The sequence below is a fragment of the Sphingomonas paludis genome (genome assembly GCF_053502515.1).
In genome coordinates, this window is record NZ_CP187558.1 from 2,004,859 (window position 1) to 2,023,968 (window position 19,110).

Below are 19,110 nucleotides of genomic sequence, written 5' to 3' on the forward strand. Positions count from 1 at the left end.
GAGAAGGGGTACACCCGGAAAAAGCTTGGACAGCCATCCGATCAGAACTTCACCGTTGCCTCAAGCCCGTACACGCGCGGCCGCGCCTTGAACACGAAGCCGCCGGGCGAGAATTCGGCGTTGTAGCGTTTGTCGAACAGGTTGTCGGCGAAGGCGGACAGGGTCCATTGGCCATTATCCAGCGCCACGCGGGTATCGACCAGATCGACCGGATCGCGCGAGGTCGAGTTCGTGACATCGAACCAGGTCCGCCCGATGCGGCGATAGTCGATGCGCACCCGCGCCTTCAGATCGCCGCCGTCGATCGCCGTTTCATATTGGCCGCCCGCGTTGAGGGTGTAGCGGGAGATGAAGGGCGCTTCGTTGCCGATCACAGTGGGATCGGGAAATTCGCGGATGTCCGAATAGGTGACGCCAAGCCCCAGGTTGAAGTCCAGGCCGGGCGCGGGCCGGAGGGTGCTTTCAAGTTCGAAGCCCCGCAGTCGCGCCTTTGGCACGTTCCCGAGATTCTGGGTGGAGTTGGCGGCCAGAAAGACGAAGAAATATCCGTTTCTGGATTCGGTCGTATAGGCGCTGCCGTTGAAGGTGAGCAGACGGCCGAACGGGCTGCTCTTGAACCCGATTTCGAACGTGTCGGCGATTTCCGCTTCATAGATATCGGCTACGCCGACGACGCCCGTGCCCGCCGCCACCGCGCCGACGCCGGTCTGGTTGAAGCCGCCCGAGCGGAAGCCCCGGCTGTATCCGCCGTAAAGGGTCAGGTTGCGATTTGGCGTCCAGGTGGCGGTGATCTTCGGCTGCCATGACGAGAAGGACCGCTCGCGCACTTCGCCGGTGGTGCCGGTGGGAAAGCCGGGAACGACGGGGATGAACGGCTGGGGGGTGAGCGTGGTGTTTTCACGGTTGTCGCGGTCGTAGCGGAGGGAGGCATCGACGCGGAACCGGTCGCTGAACTTGTAGCCGAGCCCGCCATAGACGGCCCAGGCGAAATTGTCCTGGCTGTCCGCCAGGAACGTCGCCTGCGGGTTCAGCGGATTGGTGCTGGGGGTGCGATAGACGGGAAACACGCCGTTGCCGCTGTCGACCAGATTGCCGGTCGAGATATAGCGGTCGGTCTGGATCAGATAGGTGCCGATCGACCAGCTGAACGCGGAATCGTCGTTGGACGAGATGCGCAGATCCTCGCTGATCGCGCGCACGTCCAGAAACTGGCTCTGGTTCAGGTCGAAGCCGAGGATGTTGAAGAACAGCGAGTCCGGGATGGGCAGGAAGTCGAAGGCGTCGCCCGTCAGGATTTCGCTGATCTTGTCATAGGAGGTGACCGAGCGGATATTGCCCCAGTCGGCATCATATTCGACCTTGGCGGAAAAGCTGTAAATGTCGCGGTCGTTCTGACCCGCATTGTTGACCCGCACCGGCAGGCTGACATCGTTCACGTCGGCGACGATGTTGTAATAGAATGCCTGGGTTTCCAGCCGCGAATAAAAGCCGCGCAGATCGACGGTCAGCGCGTCGGTCGGCTGCCACAGCAGCTTGCCACGGACCGAGAAATCGCGGACCGGATCGGCATCCTCGCCAAGAAACGTGTTGGGGATATAGCCGTCGGTGTCGCGGAACGAACCGGACAGGCGGAACTTGAGCGTGTCGCTGAGCGGACCGCTGATCCCCGCCCGGATGGTGTAGCCAAAGCCGTTGTCGATCCCGGCCATCACCCGGCCCTCCAGCTCGTCGCTGGGGTCCTTGGTCGTGATGACGATCGCGCCGCCGATGGCGTTGCGGCCATAGAGACCGCCCTGTGGCCCCTTCAGCACCTCGATCTGCTCGATGTCGAACAGCTCCTGGTTGAACTGGGCGGCGTTCACTTGCTGCACGCCGTCCACAACCACCGCGACCGATGGTTCGGAATTGCGGTTCTGGGTGATGCCGCGGATGATGACGAAGGCGTTGCCGACATTCTGCGTCTCGACCAGCTGGACGTTCGAGGTCAGGTCGATGAAGTCGGAGGGACGATCGATGCCCGCCGCCTCGATCGAACCGGCGTCGAACGCGGTGATCGCAGCTGGGGTATCCTGAAGCCGGGTGTCGCGGCGAAGCGCGGTGACGACGATGTCGCCCGAGTCCTGAGCCTGTTCCTGGCCCGTGTCTGCCGGAACCGGCCGATCCTGTGCTGCGGCAGGGGATGCGAGCGCGGCCGCTAGAGCCAAGCAGGACGACGCGGCCAGAGCGCGAAAGCCGGTGGTGACGTGCTTCATTCGGAAACCTCCCCTGTCGATGCCACCGCGCCCCGATTGTTGTCCCCGGGTGCGCTATCCCTGGCAATGCTGCAGGCTGAACACTTCGTCATACGAAGTCAAGTTCGATATGCGAAGTTTCGTTTCGATAAGGCAAGGGTGTTGCGCGGAAGGCGTAGCGCTCCGACGATCCAGCCTGACAATGGAGAAGATCAGCCGATGTGGAGGGAATGCAGCAGCGCCGGCCAGCGTTGCAGCGCGCCGCCAATCTCCGCAGCGGCATCGCGCAGCAAGGGCAGGCGGGTCCGCACCAGCTCGTCCTGCGAAATGCGAGTCGTCAGCGTCGAGCAGTTGATGGACGCAACCACGCGGCGATCGGCATCGAACACCGGTACCGCGACCGAGACCAGTCCGTAATCGAGTTCGTCGAGCGCGGAATCATAACCATTCGTGCGCACATCGTTCAGCCGGGCGACCAGTGCGTCCTGGCTGGTAATCGTGCGTTCCGTGAACCGGGTGAGGGTTGCCCGCGCGAGATAGGCGTCCAGCGCCTGTTGCGACTGATGCGCCAGCAACACCTTGCCCATCGATGTCGCATGGAGGGGAAAGCGGGTTCCGACGCTGGCGCCCAGCCGGATCCGGCGATTGGTGGACAGATGCGCGACATAGAGGATGTCGTCGCCGGACAGCACCGCCATCGACGAACTGTCACCGGTTGCATCCCGCACCTGTTGCAGCGGCGGCACGACGATCTGATCGACGTTCATCGACGACAGATAGCTGGTGCCGAATGCCAGCACCTCTGCCCGCAACAGAAACTTGCGACCATATTGCGCGACATAGCCGAGCTGAACCAGCGTGTTCAGGCAGCGGCGGGCAACTGCGGGGCTGAGCCCGGTAATCTGCGCGACCTCGCTCAACTGCATTTCCGGGTGCGCGGCGTCGAACGCCCGCAATACGCGCAGCCCCCGTTCCAGGGTGGATAGATATTCGCTGTCCTTGCCGTCGCGCGGTTCGTCGGTCATGCCCCGCGTTACGGAACCGGACGCATCCCGGCAAGCCGCACCGTCCGGGTGGCCTGCGGTCATTCAGCCGCTTCGGCGCGGGGCGGCATTCCGAACCGTTCATTATGCTGTCCCAGCACCGGCGGGGCGGTGACCGACGTCATCCGCTCGCCGTCGAAGCTGACTGGCGAACGGATGGTGCGGAACGGGCCGTGGGGGCCGCCCGGATCCTCGACGCACAGACCCAGATGCCGTGCCTGTTCGGTTTCCAGCACCTGGGGCGCGGTATGGACCGGGGAATGCGGCACTTCTAGGCGGCCCAGTTCGGCGCACCATTCGGCGCGCGACCGGGTGGCGAAGATCGGGGCCAGAAACGCCGCGACCTTTTCGTAATTGGCGATGCGGGCGCTTCTGGTGCCGAATTCGGGGCGTTGAAGCATGTCCGGTTGGCCGACCGCCGTCGCCAGATTTTCCCAGAATTTGGGCGGCGACGACATGTGCAGCGCGATCCAGTCGCCGTCCGCGCACTGAAAGACATAGGATTGCGAGACGTTGGGGCGGCTGTATGGGCCCATCACCTCGCCCTCGGACAGGTAATGGGTGAAATCGTCGAGGTTGAAATGGGCCATCGCCTCGAACATCGATACCTCGACCAGCCGCCCCCTGCCGGTAGTCGCGCGTTCATGCAGTGCCGCCAGCACGCCGTACGCCCCGTAAAAGCCGGTGATCGCATCGGCCAGCGCAGGGCCGACCACACGCGGGCTTTCGGGATTGACGAGCAGCCGCAGGAAGCCGCTGGCCGCCTGTGCCACAGTGTCGAAGGCGGGGCGATCCCGGTCGGGACCGGTCGGCCCGAAGCCGGAGATCGACAGATAGATCAGACGCGGATTGATGGCACGCAGGCGTTCCGGGCTGATATTCAGCTTGTCGGCGACGCCAGGCCGGAAATTCTGGATGAACACGTCCGCTTCGGCGATCATGGCATCGAACCGGGCAAGATCGTCGCCGCCGCGGGTATCCATCGTCACCGACCGCTTGTTGCGATTATAGGTCTGGAAATGCGGGCTGTAATAGCCGCCGTTGAAGGCGCGGAACGGATCGCCGCCATCGGGCCGTTCGACCTTGGTCACGTCGGCACCCAGATCGGCCAGCAACATCCCGGCCGCCGGGCCGGTGATGAACGTGCCCATTTCCACCACCGTGACATTGGAAAGCGGCGTTGCCATGTTGACGTCTCCCTGTATGCCGGTCATAGAAAGTTCGATATACGAAATCAACTTCGTAAAACGAAGTTCCGCCTCGGGTCGCACCGAATACTCACCGGAGAGCCAGTTTCATGCGCATCGGCAAGCAGGACGCGCCCCACACATCCATCTGCACATCGGATGCCGACAGCATCACGGTGCGCGGCCGCGACCTGTGCGGCGACATCATCGGCCAGATGGATTTTACCAGCTATTTCTGGTTGCTGGTCACCGGGCGCGAGCCGACCGAGACGCAGCGCTTCTTCGCCAATGCGGTGCTGGCGGCGATCGCCGAGCATGGCCTGGTACCCAGCGTCGTTGCCGCGCGCATGACCTATGCCGCGGCACCGGAGGCGTTTCACGGGGCGGTTGCTGCCGGATTGCTGGGTTGTGGTTCGGTGGTGCTGGGAAGTGCCGAGGTGGCCGGGCAATTCTATGCCGAGCGGGTGGCGGCGGCGGGTGAGGGCGGAGACCTGTCGGCGATCGCAGCCGAGGGCATCCGGCGGCTGCGCGCGGAGAAAAAGGCCATTCCGGGGTTCGGCCATCCGCAGCATTCGGCGGGCGATCCGCGCGCATTGCTGTTGCTCGATCTGGCCCGGCAAAAGGGCGTCGCGGGCAAGCATATCGCGATGCTGTATGCGATCCGCGACGCGCTGCCCGACACCATTGGCCGGCCCCTGCCGATCAACGTCAACGGTGCGATCCCGGCGGTGATGCTGGACGTCGGCTTTCCGCTGGGCGCACTAAAGGGTATTTCGCTGCTGGCGCGCACGGCCAGCCTGATCGGGCATCTGAACGAAGAGATCGAACGACCGATCGGCTTCATCCTGTCCGGCGCGGCGGCGGAGCGGATCGACTATGTCGAAGGGGACAGCGATCCGGCATAGCGTTGCTGCCGATCATCGAGTGGACGGAAGGCGACGGATGGCCCCTCCGTCATCGCTGGCGGCGGACAGATGGGCGGGTGCCACGCCCGCTTCGACCCATTGTTCCATGGCCTGCTGAGCATCGAACCGCCAGAAGCCGGGACCACCCGCGCAGTGGTTCATGCCGGGAACCAGGAACAGCCGGTACCATTGCTGCAGCTTTGCTGCACTGTGCTGCATTCGGGCAGCGACCTGACGGCGATAGGCGAGCGTATCCAGCGGCGACACGACCGGATCGGCGAGCCCGTGATAGACCAGCAGCCTGCCGCCCCGCCCATGAAAGTCAGACAGGTCGGGATCGACGGCGTCGATGGTCGGTGACAGCCGCTGCCGTGCGAGAGACAGGTCGCGGGCGAACCGGTCAATGCGCGGTTGCCACGACTGGTCGAATGCCCAGATGCGCCAGAAATCGGCGCGCGCCGGTTCGTTTGGATTGGCGGGGTCTGCCCAGTAAGCGCTCCATCCAGCCTCGCTGCCCGGCAGCCAGGGATGGGTGAGCGCCCGTCCGGTCCGCGGATCGCGCGCGCCGGCATAGAGGCGGCGGGCGGCCGTTATCTGGGTCGCGGACAGGCAGGACCGGCCCTGGCTGGACTGGCCTTGGCCGGGGCGGCATTGCAGCACGGTCACATCGGGGCGGCACGAAAGCGGGTCGACGAGCCAGCGCCGATCGCCGGCCCCCTCTGTAGAGCATTGGTTCAGGCTGTTTTGCTGGAGCAGGCGCAGCGCCGGCACGTCGAGGACGGGTTTGCTGTCGCCGCCGCGATTGGCCAGAAACTGCCACAGAAAGGCAGCGTTCAGCGTCACCCGGTTCGATCCCGGAGCACCCGCGACGATGCCATCGAAATCGTCGGGAAAGCGTTGCGCCTCCATCATCGCCTGATGCCCGCCGGTCGAGCAGCCGTTGAAATAGCTATGGCGCGGCCAAGCATGATAGTGGCGGGCGGTCAGCTGCTTGGCCGCGACCGCCGTCCGGTGCACGGCGCGCCAGGCCCAGTCGCGGATCGCCTCTGGCCGCCCGAGGGCGAAGTCGGGACCGTCGCCCTGATGCCCCGTATCGGTCGCCACGACAGCGGCACCCCGCAGCAAATGCGCGGCCATCGCTTCGACCGGCAGGCGGGACGAATAGCCGCCATTGCCGAACATGATGAACCGCCCCGACCAACGGGCGCGCTGCGGCAACCAAAGGTCGAAGCCGATCCGCGATCCATCGACGGGGATCAGCACGCCCTGAACCCTGCAATGCGGGGGCAGGGCCGGAGCGGGAGCGGGGGCGGGCGTGGCGGCTTCGGGCCGCCAATCGGCCTGGACGATGAAACGGGCGGATTGCCGCGTCAGGGCGCGGCAGCCATCGGCCTCCCCGGCAATCTGAGCCGACAGCGGCGTCGACGATGCGGCAAGCGCGGCGGCTGCGATCGCAAGGGCAAAGCAGCGCGACCTAGCGCAGGACATCGCTTGCCTGTGCCTCGGCGACGATCCGGTCCGCATCCTCCGGCAACAGCCATCCCTCGGCCACCTGTTGCGCGGCGGCCGATCGAACACGGGCGACGAACCCGTCATGCGTGCCATAGCGCGCTTCGAGCGACGGTCGGGGATCGCGATTGGCGATGCGTTGCGCCTCGGTTCGCGCAAAGGGAATGAAGCCGCCGACAAAGCCGCAATTGCCGCCCACGCCATAGCCGGATTGCAGCCGGTTCCAGCCGGTATAGGTGCCCAGCGGCACCAGATGCTGCACCGACGGCACCCCGCCGATTTCATTGCCATCGGCATCGACGCGGGGGACGCGTTGCGGGATCATGCCGCGAATGACCGGCGGCTGCCGGGCGATGCCGCTCAGATAACGGTCATCGAATTGCGGACCGAAATCCTGGTCCGGCAGCGTGTTCAGCATTCCGTCCGGCGCTGGCCAACCCTGAATGAACGGCCATCCCATCGCCGCACTGGTCGGTTCGACCAGTTCGCCGCGCGACAGCATGGGATAGGCGCTGGGCGGCGGTGCCGTACCCTTTGCCACCCAGTTCTGCAGCACGGCCAGCAACGCGCGCCGGGTGTCCGTCATCGGATTGGCATTCCAGGGCAAGGCGCATTTCGGGGCGCCGGGATAGGTCGGATCGCCGTTGAGTGGCCAGCCGCCGCGATAGGAACCGCCATGCGTCGTGCCGGGCGAGTAATAGCGGCGAACCCCATCCGGCAGCGGGATGTCCGTCGCGGCGTCGGTTCCGACCAGTCCTGGCGACATGCGCAGGCCCCAGAATTCGGCGGACCCAAAGGTTTCGATGACCCGGGGACAGGTTGCCGTCGCCGTGCACCGGTCGAGGAGGCTGGAGGCGCCCTGGCCACGCCGGCGATCGTCATACCGTCCCCACCAGAGCGTGCCCTCGCTGCCCACCTCATAGGGATTGGCTGCGCCGCCGGGCACTGCAAAGCGCAGATTGAGCGGAACCTGACGCGCGGCGATGTGCGGATTGGCACCGTCGAACACGATACGGCCCCGTTCATCGGCGTTATGGCCGTGGTGGATCAGGCTCTTGACGAAATTGCCCGATTGCGACGTCCCGGTCGCGATGGTCCAGCGGACCAGCCCGGCCAGCGGATTGGCGCTGCCGTCGACGGCAGTGGCATCATAGCGCAGAAAGCTGTTCAGATCGCGCACCGCCGCAAAGCCGATGCCCAATATCTGCGGATCCCTGCCCTGATAGACCAGGGTATAGGCAAGGTTGGGATCGAAGCCGCCGCGCAGGCACAATTTGCTGGCGTCCGGAGTGCCGGGAAAGGGCGTGACCGAACAATCGGCAAAGGACCAGTCGGTGGCGGCGATGGTATGCGGCGCATCGTCGTCGGTTCGCTGGACGACAAGCTGCGCCTGCCGGGTGTCTAGGGTCACGGGCAGGGGGCGGGGCGTAGGCCGCCCGATGCCGCCGGTAATGGCGATGCTGGCAGAACCCCGCGGAATGTTGGTGAAGCGCTGGAGCACCGGTCCGGTGCGTCCGGCCGCCACCGGCACCTCAAGATACTGGACCCCCGGCTGGGGCGCGATATCGCCCTGCCATCCGCTGATGACATGGATATGCCCGGCAGGGTCGGCGGCAACAGCACCGTTCCCGCGATTGGGCACGTCATAGATCAGGAACCCGCTGGCGCGCGCGGGATCGGCCGGCATGGCGATGGCAAAGGTCGCCCGGTAACCGACCCTGCCATTGGCGTCGCGCGGCGCACCGTCCAGATCGGTGATCGGCACCGCGCGGCTATCTGACGGATCGAGCGACCCCCGGTAATGCCCGCGGATCAGCACATAGGCGGGGGCACCCGGCCGCGCTGCCGGGATCGCCTCGCGCGTGTCGATCGAGATGCTTTCGACCCGTGCCGATAGGGGGTGCAGGGCGACGGAGGCAGCCAGTGCCGCCACCAGGGTTTTGCGGTTCATCCGGGGTCTCCTGTTCCGATCGGCAGGTCGAGCAGCTGAGTGCCCAGTGCCTTGCCATGGGCATCCAGCGCCAGCGAACGGGTGACGCCGCCCTGCAACGCCCCTTCCAGCACGAAATTGAGCGCCCCGATGCCGGGCAATGTGTAGCGCGTGGCCCGCCGGACCGAGAGGGCGGGCAGGTGCGCGAGCAGACGATCGACCGTCACCTCGCGTTCGATGACCGCATAATGGCCAGCTTCGTTGGCGATGACGGCGATCTGGCTGATATCGCCCTTGTCGCCCGTGCGGACATGCGCAATTTCACGCAGCGTCATCATTGCAGCACCTCATGCATTTCGATGACAGGATGCACCTGTGCGGCGTCGATCAGGGTCGATGCGACGGCGACCACCGGGCGGACGCCATGGGTCGCGCCGCCTCCACCGGCCGGGCCGTTGGTGTAAAGGGCCTCGACCTCGGCCCCGATGGACAGGGCGTGATCGCCGCGGGCAGCGCGGCCGACCACGCGGAGGCGCACTTCGGCGGGTTCATGGCCGGACGGGCCGCGCCGGTCGGTTGCATCCAGTCCGATCAGATCGACCCGAAGGTCATCGACTTCGGCACCGATCAGCCTGAGCCGTTCCTGCACGATGGCACCGGCAAGCCGGGCACGATCCACTGCCCCCGGCCCGGCATAGGAAATCTGTCCTTCGCCGATGAACCCGTCCCGATAGCCGATGGAAACCTTCAACTTCCCGCTGGGCGGACGACCGGTGCCGCCGGTCACGCCAACTTGGTCGGGGCCGAGCGCATCGAAGCGGACACCGGTGAAATCGGCGATCACATCCGCCTGGTGATAGGCGGCGGGGTCGAGAATTTCATACAGCAATTGTTCCTTGCACGTCGCCGGGGTGACCCGGCCGCCGGTGCCGGCGACCTTGGTCAGCACGGCCGATCCGTCCGCCGCGATTTCAGCCAGCGGAAAGCCCAGCCGCGCAAGGTCCGGCACATCCTTGAACCCCGGATCGGCGAAATAGCCGCCGCATAACTGCCCTGCACATTCCAGCAGGTGACCGATCAGGGTAGCCTGCCCCATCATATGGGGATCGTCGATACTCCAGCCGAAACGATGGAGCATCGGTCCGCAGAACAGGGCCGGATCGCCGATCCGTCCGGTCACCACCACATCCGCACCCATCAACAGCGCCCGGGCCACCGGCTGCGCGCCCAAATAGGCATTGGCGGATACCAGCTCGCCCAGATCGCGGGTCGTCCCGGCCCGGTCGGTCAGCGGCAGTGCCTCGCGCAACATCAGGTTGAGCACATCGTCGCCCGTTACCGATGCGATCCGCACCGGACCCAGGCCAAGCGCGCGTGCCTCCTCGGCGATGGCGAGCGCTGCGCCGCGCGGATTGGCCGCGCCGCCATTGGTGATGAGGCCGACGCCGCGCTGCATCGCCAGCGGCAGCGCGCGGCGGAACCGTTCGCGCAGGCGGGGGTCATAGCCCCTGGACGGATCGGTCAGCCGTTCGGTCTGCGCAAGCGCAATGGTCCGTTCGGCCAGGCATTCGAACACCAGATAATCGAGATCGCCCTGTTCCAGCAGCTCGAGCGCCGGTTCGATCCGGTCGCCCGCAAAGCCGGCACCTGCGCCGATCCGCAGCGCCCTGGTCTGCGCGGTCATAGCGGCAATGCTCCGATCAACAGCGCGGCGACCAGCATCACCAGGCTGGCGGCGAACAGCCAGGGGATGGCGAACCGCTGATGCGCGCCCAGATCGACGCCGCTCAAGCCGGCGACCAGGAAGGTGGCCGGGGTCAGCGGGCTGACCGGAAATCCGGTCGTCATCTGCCCGATCAGCGCCGCACGGCCCATGAACAGCGGGTCGGTCCCAAACTGCTCGCCGACCTTTGCCAGCACGGGCAGCACGCCGAAATAGAAGCTGTCGGGATCGAACACCAGGCTGAGCGGCATGGAGACGGCACCCAGGATCACCGGCAGGTTGCCGCCGATCTGGGGCGGCACGGCCCCGGCCATCGTCGTCGCCATCGCGCCGATCATGCCGGTTTCGGTCATGATGCCGGTAAAGGCGCCCGCAGCGAACAGCACCGCCGCCATCAGCAACGCCGCCTTTGCATGGGCATCAATCCGCTCGCGCTGATCCGCAGCTGCCGGATAGTTGATGATCAGCGCCAGCGCGGTGCCGACCATGAACGCGGCGACCGGCTCGACCAGGCCGGTGACCATCGCGCCGACGATGAACGCGGTCAGCACCAGGTTCACCCAGAACAGCCGGGGCAGGCCGGTCTCAGCATTGGGACCGCTGGATGAGGGGGACGCGGTACCGGCGGGGGAAGGACCGGTCATCGCCAGGCGGTCACCATCCGTCATGGGTGGAGCGCTGGCCAGGCCTGCGAGCCGAACCTCCTCCCGTCGGCCCATCCACCAGGCCGCCGCAAAGACAAAGGCCAGCCCCGCCAGCTGCGCCGGGAGCATCGGCACGAACAGGTCGGTAGTCGACACGTTCAACGCGGCCGATGCGCGGAGCGTCGGGCCGGTCCAGGGCAGGAAATTGACCCCCGCCGCCAGCGATGCGGTGGCGGCGAGGACCCGGCGGTCCATGCCCAGCCGATCATATAGCGGCCTGAGCGCCGGGATCGTGATGAGGAAACAGACCGCGCCGGATCCGTCGAGATGGATGACCAGCGCCAGGAACGCCGTGCCCATGGCAATCCGCGTCGGCCGTTCGCCGACCAGCCGCAGGATCGTGCCGACCAGCGGATTGAGCAGCCCGGCATCGGTCATGATGCCGAAAAACAGGATGGCGAAAACGAACATGCCCGCCACTGGCGCCAGCCGTTCGATCCCGGCGGTGATATGGTCCGGCAGCTGCGGCCCCTGACCGATCAGCAGTCCGACCGTTACGGGAACCAGGATCAATGCAGCGATCGGCGAGACCCGGTTGGACATGATCAAGGCCAGCAGCGCTACGATGGCCAACGCGCCGGATAATGCGAGCATTCACCCCTCCTGTCCCGGCCGCGCCGGGGCTTGCAATGGGAATGGCGGCATCGAAGCTATCCATCAATTACAATTATTCGATAGATCAATGCACCGAGTGGAACGGTAAGCCGCTCGGTCGATCGATAGCGATGCGTTATCAATCGATGAGAAAATTGTATTTCCCTTCTTGAAACTGCCCTCCCATCCTTCCGGGCAAGGCACTCGCAAAAGGTGCTGGCGATAGTGCGGCTCGTCCCCGGCGCTGGTCCCGATCGACCATCGCCATAGCGTATCGAGGACTGCCGTCCCTTCGCAACGGGAACCATTGAAAAGGGAGGGGACGCATGACCGTGCGTTACAATCAGCTACGTTCGTCGGTGCGGCATTGGTCGCTGAGCGCCATTCTGGCGGTGGCGCTGGCCGCGCCGGTGCAAGGCGCGGTGGCACAGGAGGTTGATCCCGACGATGCAGCGGCGCAAGCGCAGGGCGCGCAGCCGGAGGCCGAAGAGACGGGCGGCGCCGATATCGTCGTGACCGGTTCCTATCTGAATATCCGGCAGGAGGATCGGGCATCCCCGGTCCTGTCGATCACCGCCGACGATCTGTCGCGCACGGGGGTCAATTCGCTGGCCGACCTGACCCGCTACATTCCCCAGAATATCGGCAGCGCGGGCGGCATCCAGGACCTGGCCAAGGGCGGCGGCGCGGATTCGCGCGATACCCGGTCAGCCAACCTGCGCGGCCTGGGTTCAGGCGCGACGCTGGTGCTGCTGAACGGGCGGCGCGTCGTTCCGCTGGACGGGTTCGTCAACCTGAACAGCCTGACGCCGGAAATCGCGATTTCGCGCATCGACACCGTGCTGGACGGGGCATCCTCCACCTATGGTGCCGATGCCGTGGCCGGGGTGCTGAACGTCATCACGGACACGCGCTTCTCCGGGCTGCGCGTGGCCGGCCAATATACGCATATCGCCGACTCTCCCGCCTATAACCTGCAGGCCATGTTCGGGGTCGGGAACGAGCGGTTTCATACCGTCACCTCGCTGACGTACCGCGATGTCGACCGGTTGCAGAATGGCGACCGGGCCGTCACCGATTTCTTCAACCCATCGTCCGGCGCGGGGGCCAATCCCGGATCGTTCGTCCTGTACGGTCGCCCGGTCAGCGCGACGGGCGGGGACGTCATCATCAACGGCAACAATTATTCGACGCTGTACGACCGGTTCCGCAACGCCAATGGCACGTTGACCGTCGTCGATCCCGAATGCGGGTCGGAGGCGACGCAGAGCCGATATGTTCCCGCCGCCAACAGCCCCGGATTCGGACTGGGTGCATGTCAGTTCAGTTTTCAGGCGCAGAACCCGATCCGTCCCGCTTCTCAATCCTGGCTGGTGCACAACGATACGACGTTCGAGCTGGCGGAGGGGCATACCCTGTTCGCCGAACTGGCATTCTATCACCAGGAAGCGCAGCGTTACGGGGTTCCTTCCTTTGCCCAGAACCGCAACGGACCGTTGCCGCCGATCGTGCCGGCGGAAAATCCGTTCAACCCGTTCGGCGTCGATGTGGGCTTTATCGGGCGTGCCATCGGATCGCAGGGATTTGCAGGGACGCAGTTCAAAATCCAGCGCGATACCGTGGACCAGCGCCATTTCGTGCTGGGCGCACGCGGCCGCATTTCCAGCAACTGGAACTACAACGCCAACGTTACCTGGTCGCGGGGCGAAGTCCATGTCAACGACAAGGACACCGACATGCGGCTGTTCCAGGCGGGGCTGGACGGGTTCGGCGGCCCCAATTGCAACATCCGGTTCAATGGCCCTGGCAGCGGCGCCCAGCCGGGGGTCGGCAACTGCCTGTGGCTCAGTCCGTTCGGGGCGGACAGCCAGACGCAGGACCCCTCGCTGATCTTCAACATCCAGACCGATGAGTTTTCGACCACCATCCGCGAATATCTGATTGGCGAGGCGGTGGTGAACGGCACGCTGATCGAGATTGCCGGCCGACCGCTGGATGTGGCGGCGGGCGCGCAATATCGTCGTGAGTTGCAGATCAGCCGGTTTTCCGACCTGTTCAAGAACGGGTTCGGTGCGTTCAACGGACCGTTCCGCGATCAGGACCTGCGGCGGGAAGTGAAGAGCCTGTTCGCCGAGGCGAACATCGAGCCCGTCGACGGGCTGAACGTCAACGCCGCCGCCCGGTACGAGGATTACGGCAATTTCGATGCGCTGACGCCCAAGATCGCGGTCAACTGGCGGGTGTTCGAGCAACTGTCCCTGCGCGGATCGGCCAGCAAGGCGTTCCAGGCACCGGCCATCGCCAATTCCACCGCTTCACTGATCGCAACGAACGTCGCCAACATTATCGATCCGCTGGACGGATCGCTGGTGTTCCGGTCGATCCAGCAATTCGGCAATCCGGAACTTCAGCCGCAAAAGGCCGATGTGTTCAACATCGGTGCGACCTTGTTGCCCGTGGCAGGCGCGCGGCTGTCCATCGATTACTGGAATTACAAATATGCCAACCAGATCCAGCTGGAGAACGGCCAGGCTGTGATCAATGCCGACCCCAACGGGCCGAAGGTGATCCGCGACGCAAGCGGCGTGGCGCAATCCGTGATCGTCACGTCATATAATGCACCCAGCGGCACCCAGACATCCGGCATCGACGTGGCCGGACAGTTCAATTTCGATATCGGCGCGTTCAGCATCGGGCTGCGCGACAACCTGTCCATCCTGCTCAAATATGACGTGGATACCGGCCGGGTCGTCTATGACGGCGTGGGCACGCGCAACAATTACCAGACATCGCCGCTGACCGCAGCGGCCGCGCCCCGGTTCCGCAACGTGGCGGGGATCGATGTGTCGACGGGTAGCCACAGCTTCAACCTGGACTGGCGCTATGTCTCGTCGATCCGCGACGATTATCAGCAGGTGCTGGGCGCCCCCGAAGTCGCGCGGATCGGCGCATGGTCGGTATTCGACTGGCAGTATAATTTCACCTTTGGCGCAGCAGATCAGTTCACGCTGGGCGCGGGCATGATCAACCTGTTCAACAAGGAACCGCCCCGGGCGATCTATACGGGCTTTCTGTCGTCGGTCGCCGATCCGTTCGGTCGCCAGACCTATGTCCGGCTGGTCGCCACCTTCTAGGCGACGGCATCTCCCGACCAGGCAGCCGCATCCTCACCGGGAGCGGCTGCCGCGTCCGGGCCGCCGACATTGGCGAGCAGGTGGCGGACAAAGGCCTGGGCGGCGGGGGGCAGGGTGCGGGCCGCGAAGCTGACGATACCCAGCATCCGTTCGACGGGCGGATCGACCAGGGGCCGGGCCACCAGATTGGGCGCGCGCAGCAGACCCAGCGTCGATTGCGGCAGCGCCGTAATGCCAAGCCCCGCCACCAACAGGCCGCCGACGGTCGCCAGCTGAGTGCATTCATACAAGGGTCGCACCTTGACGTCCGCCCTGTGCATCACCTGATCCGTCATCTGTCGCACGCTGCTGCTGGCGGCCATGGCGATGAACGGGTGGTCCCCGAAGATCGACCAGGGCGCGGGCCCACCGACATTCAACGGTGAATCCCGACGGACGACCAGCATATAGGGGTCGGGGTGCAGCAGGGTGAACGCATAGCCATCGCCTTCGGGCTGGGTGGTGAGGGCAAGATCGATCTGACGATCCCGCAACTGCTGGAGCAACGGCCCGGACAGGTGATCGCGCAACTGGATTTCAACCTGCGGATAGAGCGCCTGGAACGAGGCGATGGCCGGTGGCAGCTGGACCGCGGCAAAGGAGGGCAGCGCACCGATGACGACGCGCCCCCGCTCCCCCGCAAAGGTTTGCGCCAGTGCCGAAAAGGCGTGATCGAAATCCGACGCCAACCGCTCGACGATGGGCAACAGCGCCTCTCCGGCGCTGGTCAGCGCGACATTGCGCGAATTGCGGTCGAACAGTCGGACGCCCAGATCCTCCTCGAGCAGCCGGATCGACCGGCTGAGCGCAGGTTGGGAGACATTGGCCAGCCGCCCTGCTGCGCTGAAACTGCTGTGCTGGGCCACCAGCATGAACAGCCTGAGGCTGGAAAGCGAGGGGCGGCGCGGCATCAGCAGTCAATCCTATCCATATCCGTTATCGATGTGATGAACGCATCTGTTTTTGGCAATGGTTTGGGCAGGCATGCGTGCCGCGTCAAGCAAAAGCAAAACCGGCTGCATGGCCAGAAAAGCCATGCAGCCGGTCGAGTTCGTTCAAGGATCGGTTCGTCGCGAACCGATTCAGAAGCGGTTGATCAGGTTCTCGCAATATTCCTGACGGCCCGAACGCTGCTTCGGATCGGCGTTGGTCGACACGGCATGGTCGGCGATCGCCGCCAAGGTCGTCCCTTCGGCATGGACCTTCTGGCCCAGTTCGCCCTTCCAGCCCGCGTAGCGATCGGCGCGCAGCGCCTCCAGACGGCCATCCTCGATGATCGCGGCAGCGCGGACCAGCGACCTGGCGATGGTATCGACGCCGCCGATATGGCCATGGAACAGGTCGATCGCGTCGATCGACTGGCGACGCACCTTTGCATCGAAGTTCCAGCCGCCATTGCCCAGGCCGCCGTTGCGGACGACTTCGAGCATGGCCAGCGTCACTTCCTCGACCGAGTTCGGGAACTGGTCGGTATCCCAGCCATTCTGGTAATCGCCGCGATTGGCGTCGATCGACCCCAGGATGCCCAGCGCACGGGCCATGGCAATCTCATGCTCAAAGGTGTGGCCCGACAGCGTGGCGTGGTTCGCCTCGATGTTCACCTTGACCTCGTTCTCAAGGCCGAAGCGCTTCAGGAAGCCGTACACGGTCTGCGTGTCGAAATCATACTGGTGCTTGGTCGGCTCGTGCGGCTTCGGCTCGATCAGGATGGTGCCGGTGAAGCCGATCTTGTGCTTGTGCTCGACCACCAAGCTGAGGAACCGGCCGAAATTGTCGAGTTCGGTGCCGATTTCGGTGTTGAGGATCGAATCATAGCCCTCGCGGCCGCCCCACAGGACGTAGTTGGAGCCACCCAGGCGGTGCGTCGCCTCAAGCGCGTCGCGCACCTGCGATGCGGCCCAGGCATAGATTTCGGGATCCGGGTTGGTCGCCGCACCGCCCATGTAGCGCGGGTGGCTGAACAGGTTGGCCGTGCCCCAGAGCAGCTTGCGGCCATGCTGCGCCTGCAGCGCCTCCAGATGATCGACCGCCTCGGCAAAGCTCTTGCGGAACTCGCTGATCGTGCCGGCATCGGCCATCACGTCGACATCGTGGAAGCAGTAGAAGGGCAGGTCGAGCTTTTCGACGAACGCCAGTGCCGCTTCGCGCTTGGCGGCGGCGTTCTTGGCGTCCATCGGCCCCTGCAGCCACGGGCGGCTGAAGGTGCCCGCGCCGAACACGTCGCTGCCCGGCCAGCAGAAGGTGTGCCACATGCAGACGGCGAAGCGCAGATGCTCCTCCATCGTCTTGCCCAGGATCACCTTGTTCTTGTCGTACCAGCGATAGGCAAGATCATTGGTGCTGTCCGGCCCTTCGTAACGGACGGTGTCAAACTCGGCGAAATAGTCAGCAGACATGGACGTTCCTCTCACAGTGTCCGGATGGCAGGGTAGGCGGCGCGGAAGCGTTCGAGCTTCGGCGCCAGCCGGTCGGCTAGGGCCGGGTCCGGCTGAATGCTCTGGCGGATGGGCGGGCGGGTGCAGACCGAGGCGGGATCGTCGCCGGTCGCGGTCAGCTGAGCCAGACGGGCCGCGCCCAGCGCCGGACCGACTTCGCCGCCGTCGAGATAATCGAGGCGAACGCCCAACGCCGAGGCGATGATCGTGCCCCAGAAGCGCGACCGGGCGCCGCCGCCGATGACCGACAGGCTTTCGACCTGGGTCCCCGCCGCCTTGAGCGAGGCAAGGCCGTCGGCATGGGCAAAGGCCACGCCCTCAAGCACGGCGGCCGCGATGCGACCCGGCGTCGCCTCATGGCCCAGGTGCAGGAACGCGCCGCGGACATGCGGGTCGTTGTGGGGGGTCCGTTCACCCGACAGATAGGGCAGGAACAGCTCACGGCCCGTTCCCGCACCTTCCTGTTCCGCCAGTGCCAGCAGGTTGGGCACGTCGATGCCCATCAGCCCCGCCGCCCAGTCGAGGCAGCAGGCCGCCGACAGGTGAACGCTCATCTGATGCCAGGTGGCGGGCAGACAGTGGCAGAATGCGTGGACCGCGCCGGCAGGATTGGCACGGAACTGGTCGGTCGCGACAAAGATGACGCCGGAGGTGCCCAGCGACAACAGGGCATCGCCGTCCTTGACCACCCCGACGCCCACCGCTCCGGCGGCATTGTCGCCGGCGCCGCCCGCGACGATCACCTGACCCATGCCCCATTGCGATGCGATTTCCGGCCGCAGCGTGCCCGCAGCATCCGTCCCCTCGACCAGGCGCGGCATATGGTCGCGCGTCAGGCCGGTCGCGGCGAGCAATTCGTCGGACCAGTCGCGCGCGGCCACGTCCAGCCACAGCGTCCCCGCGCTGTCGGACATGTCGCTGGCCTTTTCGCCGGTCATCACCAGGCGAACATAATCCTTTGGCAACAGGACGGTGGCGACCCGGTCGAACAGGGCAGGTTCGTGCTTGCGCACCCAGGCGAGCTTCGGCGCGGTGAAGCCCGGCATCGCCAGGTTGCCGGCGATGGCGTGCAGCGCGGGTACCGCCGCTTCCATCTCGGCGCATTCGTCGAAGGCCCGACCGTCATTCCACAGGATCGCGGGGCGGAGCGGACGATCGTCGGCATCGAGCAGGGTCGCGCCGTGCATCTGCCCGGCCAGGCCGATCGCCTGGACCCGCGCCCGAAGATCGGCGGGCAGTGCGCGGACCGCAGCGTCCGTTGCCGTCCACCATTGATCTGGATGCTGTTCCGACCAGAGTTCCTGGGGCCGGGATACGGTCAGTGCCGACGTCGCCTGAGCGGCGACGGTGCCGGTCGGTTCCACCAGCACGGCCTTGACCCCGGAGGTGCCGATATCAATACCCAGATACATTATCGTGCGTCCGCCTGTTCCTGTGTTCGCGCCGAGGGACCGGCATCAGCCCGGTGCCCATTGCCGTGGAGCGGTTGCGACGGCGGCAGATCGGCGTGACGCACGCCCGCGGCAATGGTGCCAGGCACCGTTGCACCCGCGGTGTGAGCCACATTCATCCCCGACATTCCTCCCCTCCACCCGCTGACGGATCAGCGGTGCCGGCTTCGGCATTGGTATGCGGTAGCGCTAACAAAGCCCGATGACCAGATGGTTTCTTTGCAG

13 protein-coding genes are annotated in these 19,110 nt (G+C 65.4%); 2 read left to right on the plus strand and 11 right to left on the minus strand.

What is annotated here, in order from left to right; all coding sequences use genetic code 11:
• Window positions 1–41 precede the first annotated feature (41 nt).
• From ACPVPU_RS09670 to ACPVPU_RS09680, 3 genes are all read right to left on the minus strand, one after another.
• Window positions 42–2,252 carry a TonB-dependent receptor gene (locus tag ACPVPU_RS09670; RefSeq protein ID WP_448657732.1) on the minus strand — a complete coding sequence of 737 codons (2,211 nt, stop codon included), beginning with the start codon at window positions 2,250–2,252 and terminating at the stop codon, window positions 42–44.
• A gap of 191 nt (window positions 2,253–2,443) precedes the next feature.
• Entirely contained in the window at window positions 2,444–3,256 is an 813-nt protein-coding gene (locus ACPVPU_RS09675; protein WP_448657733.1) for an IclR family transcriptional regulator domain-containing protein, read from the minus strand.
• A 59-nt stretch (window positions 3,257–3,315) separates the two neighbouring features.
• Window positions 3,316–4,461 (minus strand): CaiB/BaiF CoA transferase family protein, encoded by a 1,146-nt coding sequence (locus tag ACPVPU_RS09680; protein WP_448657734.1) that lies wholly within the window; start codon window positions 4,459–4,461, stop codon window positions 3,316–3,318.
• Between the two features lie 110 nt (window positions 4,462–4,571).
• Between ACPVPU_RS09680 and ACPVPU_RS09685 the strand changes: the two genes are divergently transcribed.
• The gene (locus ACPVPU_RS09685) at window positions 4,572–5,366 is read left to right on the plus strand and encodes a citryl-CoA lyase (protein WP_448657735.1); all 795 of its coding nucleotides are present in this window, start codon (window positions 4,572–4,574) and stop codon (window positions 5,364–5,366) included.
• 12 nt (window positions 5,367–5,378) lie between these two features.
• Here the strand turns inward: ACPVPU_RS09685 and ACPVPU_RS09690 are convergent, their stop codons facing one another.
• Genes ACPVPU_RS09690 through ACPVPU_RS09710 form a run of 5 tightly spaced genes read right to left on the minus strand, consistent with a single transcriptional unit; the run spans window position 5,379 to window position 11,826 of the window.
• Window positions 5,379–6,854, minus strand: a complete 1,476-nt coding sequence (locus tag ACPVPU_RS09690) for a tannase/feruloyl esterase family alpha/beta hydrolase (RefSeq protein WP_448657736.1) — start codon at window positions 6,852–6,854, stop codon at window positions 5,379–5,381.
• Complete coding sequence (locus ACPVPU_RS09695; protein ID WP_448657737.1) at window positions 6,841–8,826, minus strand: alpha/beta hydrolase domain-containing protein; 1,986 nt, start codon at window positions 8,824–8,826, stop codon at window positions 6,841–6,843. Before ACPVPU_RS09695 ends, ACPVPU_RS09690 begins: the two co-directional genes overlap by 14 nt.
• Window positions 8,823–9,143: an AtuA-related protein gene (locus ACPVPU_RS09700; protein WP_448657738.1), complete on the minus strand. Its 321-nt coding sequence runs from the start codon at window positions 9,141–9,143 to the stop codon at window positions 8,823–8,825. The genes ACPVPU_RS09695 and ACPVPU_RS09700 overlap by 4 nt, the downstream gene beginning before the upstream one ends.
• The gene (locus ACPVPU_RS09705) at window positions 9,140–10,489 is read right to left on the minus strand and encodes an acyclic terpene utilization AtuA family protein (protein ID WP_448657739.1); all 1,350 of its coding nucleotides are present in this window, start codon (window positions 10,487–10,489) and stop codon (window positions 9,140–9,142) included. Before ACPVPU_RS09705 ends, ACPVPU_RS09700 begins: the two co-directional genes overlap by 4 nt.
• Entirely contained in the window at window positions 10,486–11,826 is a 1,341-nt protein-coding gene (locus ACPVPU_RS09710; RefSeq protein WP_448657740.1) for a CitMHS family transporter, read from the minus strand. Before ACPVPU_RS09710 ends, ACPVPU_RS09705 begins: the two co-directional genes overlap by 4 nt.
• Window positions 11,827–12,152: 326 nt before the next feature.
• Here ACPVPU_RS09710 and ACPVPU_RS09715 point away from each other — a divergent pair, with 326 nt between their 5' ends.
• Window positions 12,153–14,960, plus strand: coding sequence for a TonB-dependent receptor plug domain-containing protein (locus ACPVPU_RS09715; RefSeq protein ID WP_448657741.1), 2,808 nt, complete (start codon window positions 12,153–12,155; stop codon window positions 14,958–14,960).
• Here ACPVPU_RS09715 and ACPVPU_RS09720 read toward each other — a convergent pair.
• From ACPVPU_RS09720 to xylB, 3 genes are all read right to left on the minus strand, one after another.
• Complete coding sequence (locus tag ACPVPU_RS09720; RefSeq protein WP_448657742.1) at window positions 14,957–15,910, minus strand: LysR family transcriptional regulator; 954 nt, start codon at window positions 15,908–15,910, stop codon at window positions 14,957–14,959. The genes ACPVPU_RS09715 and ACPVPU_RS09720 overlap by 4 nt on opposite strands.
• 171 nt (window positions 15,911–16,081) lie before the next feature.
• On the minus strand, window positions 16,082–17,395 hold the full coding sequence (xylA, locus tag ACPVPU_RS09725; protein WP_448657743.1) for a xylose isomerase: 1,314 nt from the start codon (window positions 17,393–17,395) through the stop codon (window positions 16,082–16,084).
• An 11-nt stretch (window positions 17,396–17,406) separates the two neighbouring features.
• Entirely contained in the window at window positions 17,407–18,846 is a 1,440-nt protein-coding gene (gene xylB, locus ACPVPU_RS09730) for a xylulokinase (protein WP_448657744.1), read from the minus strand.
• Between the last annotated feature and the right edge of the window lie 264 nt (window positions 18,847–19,110).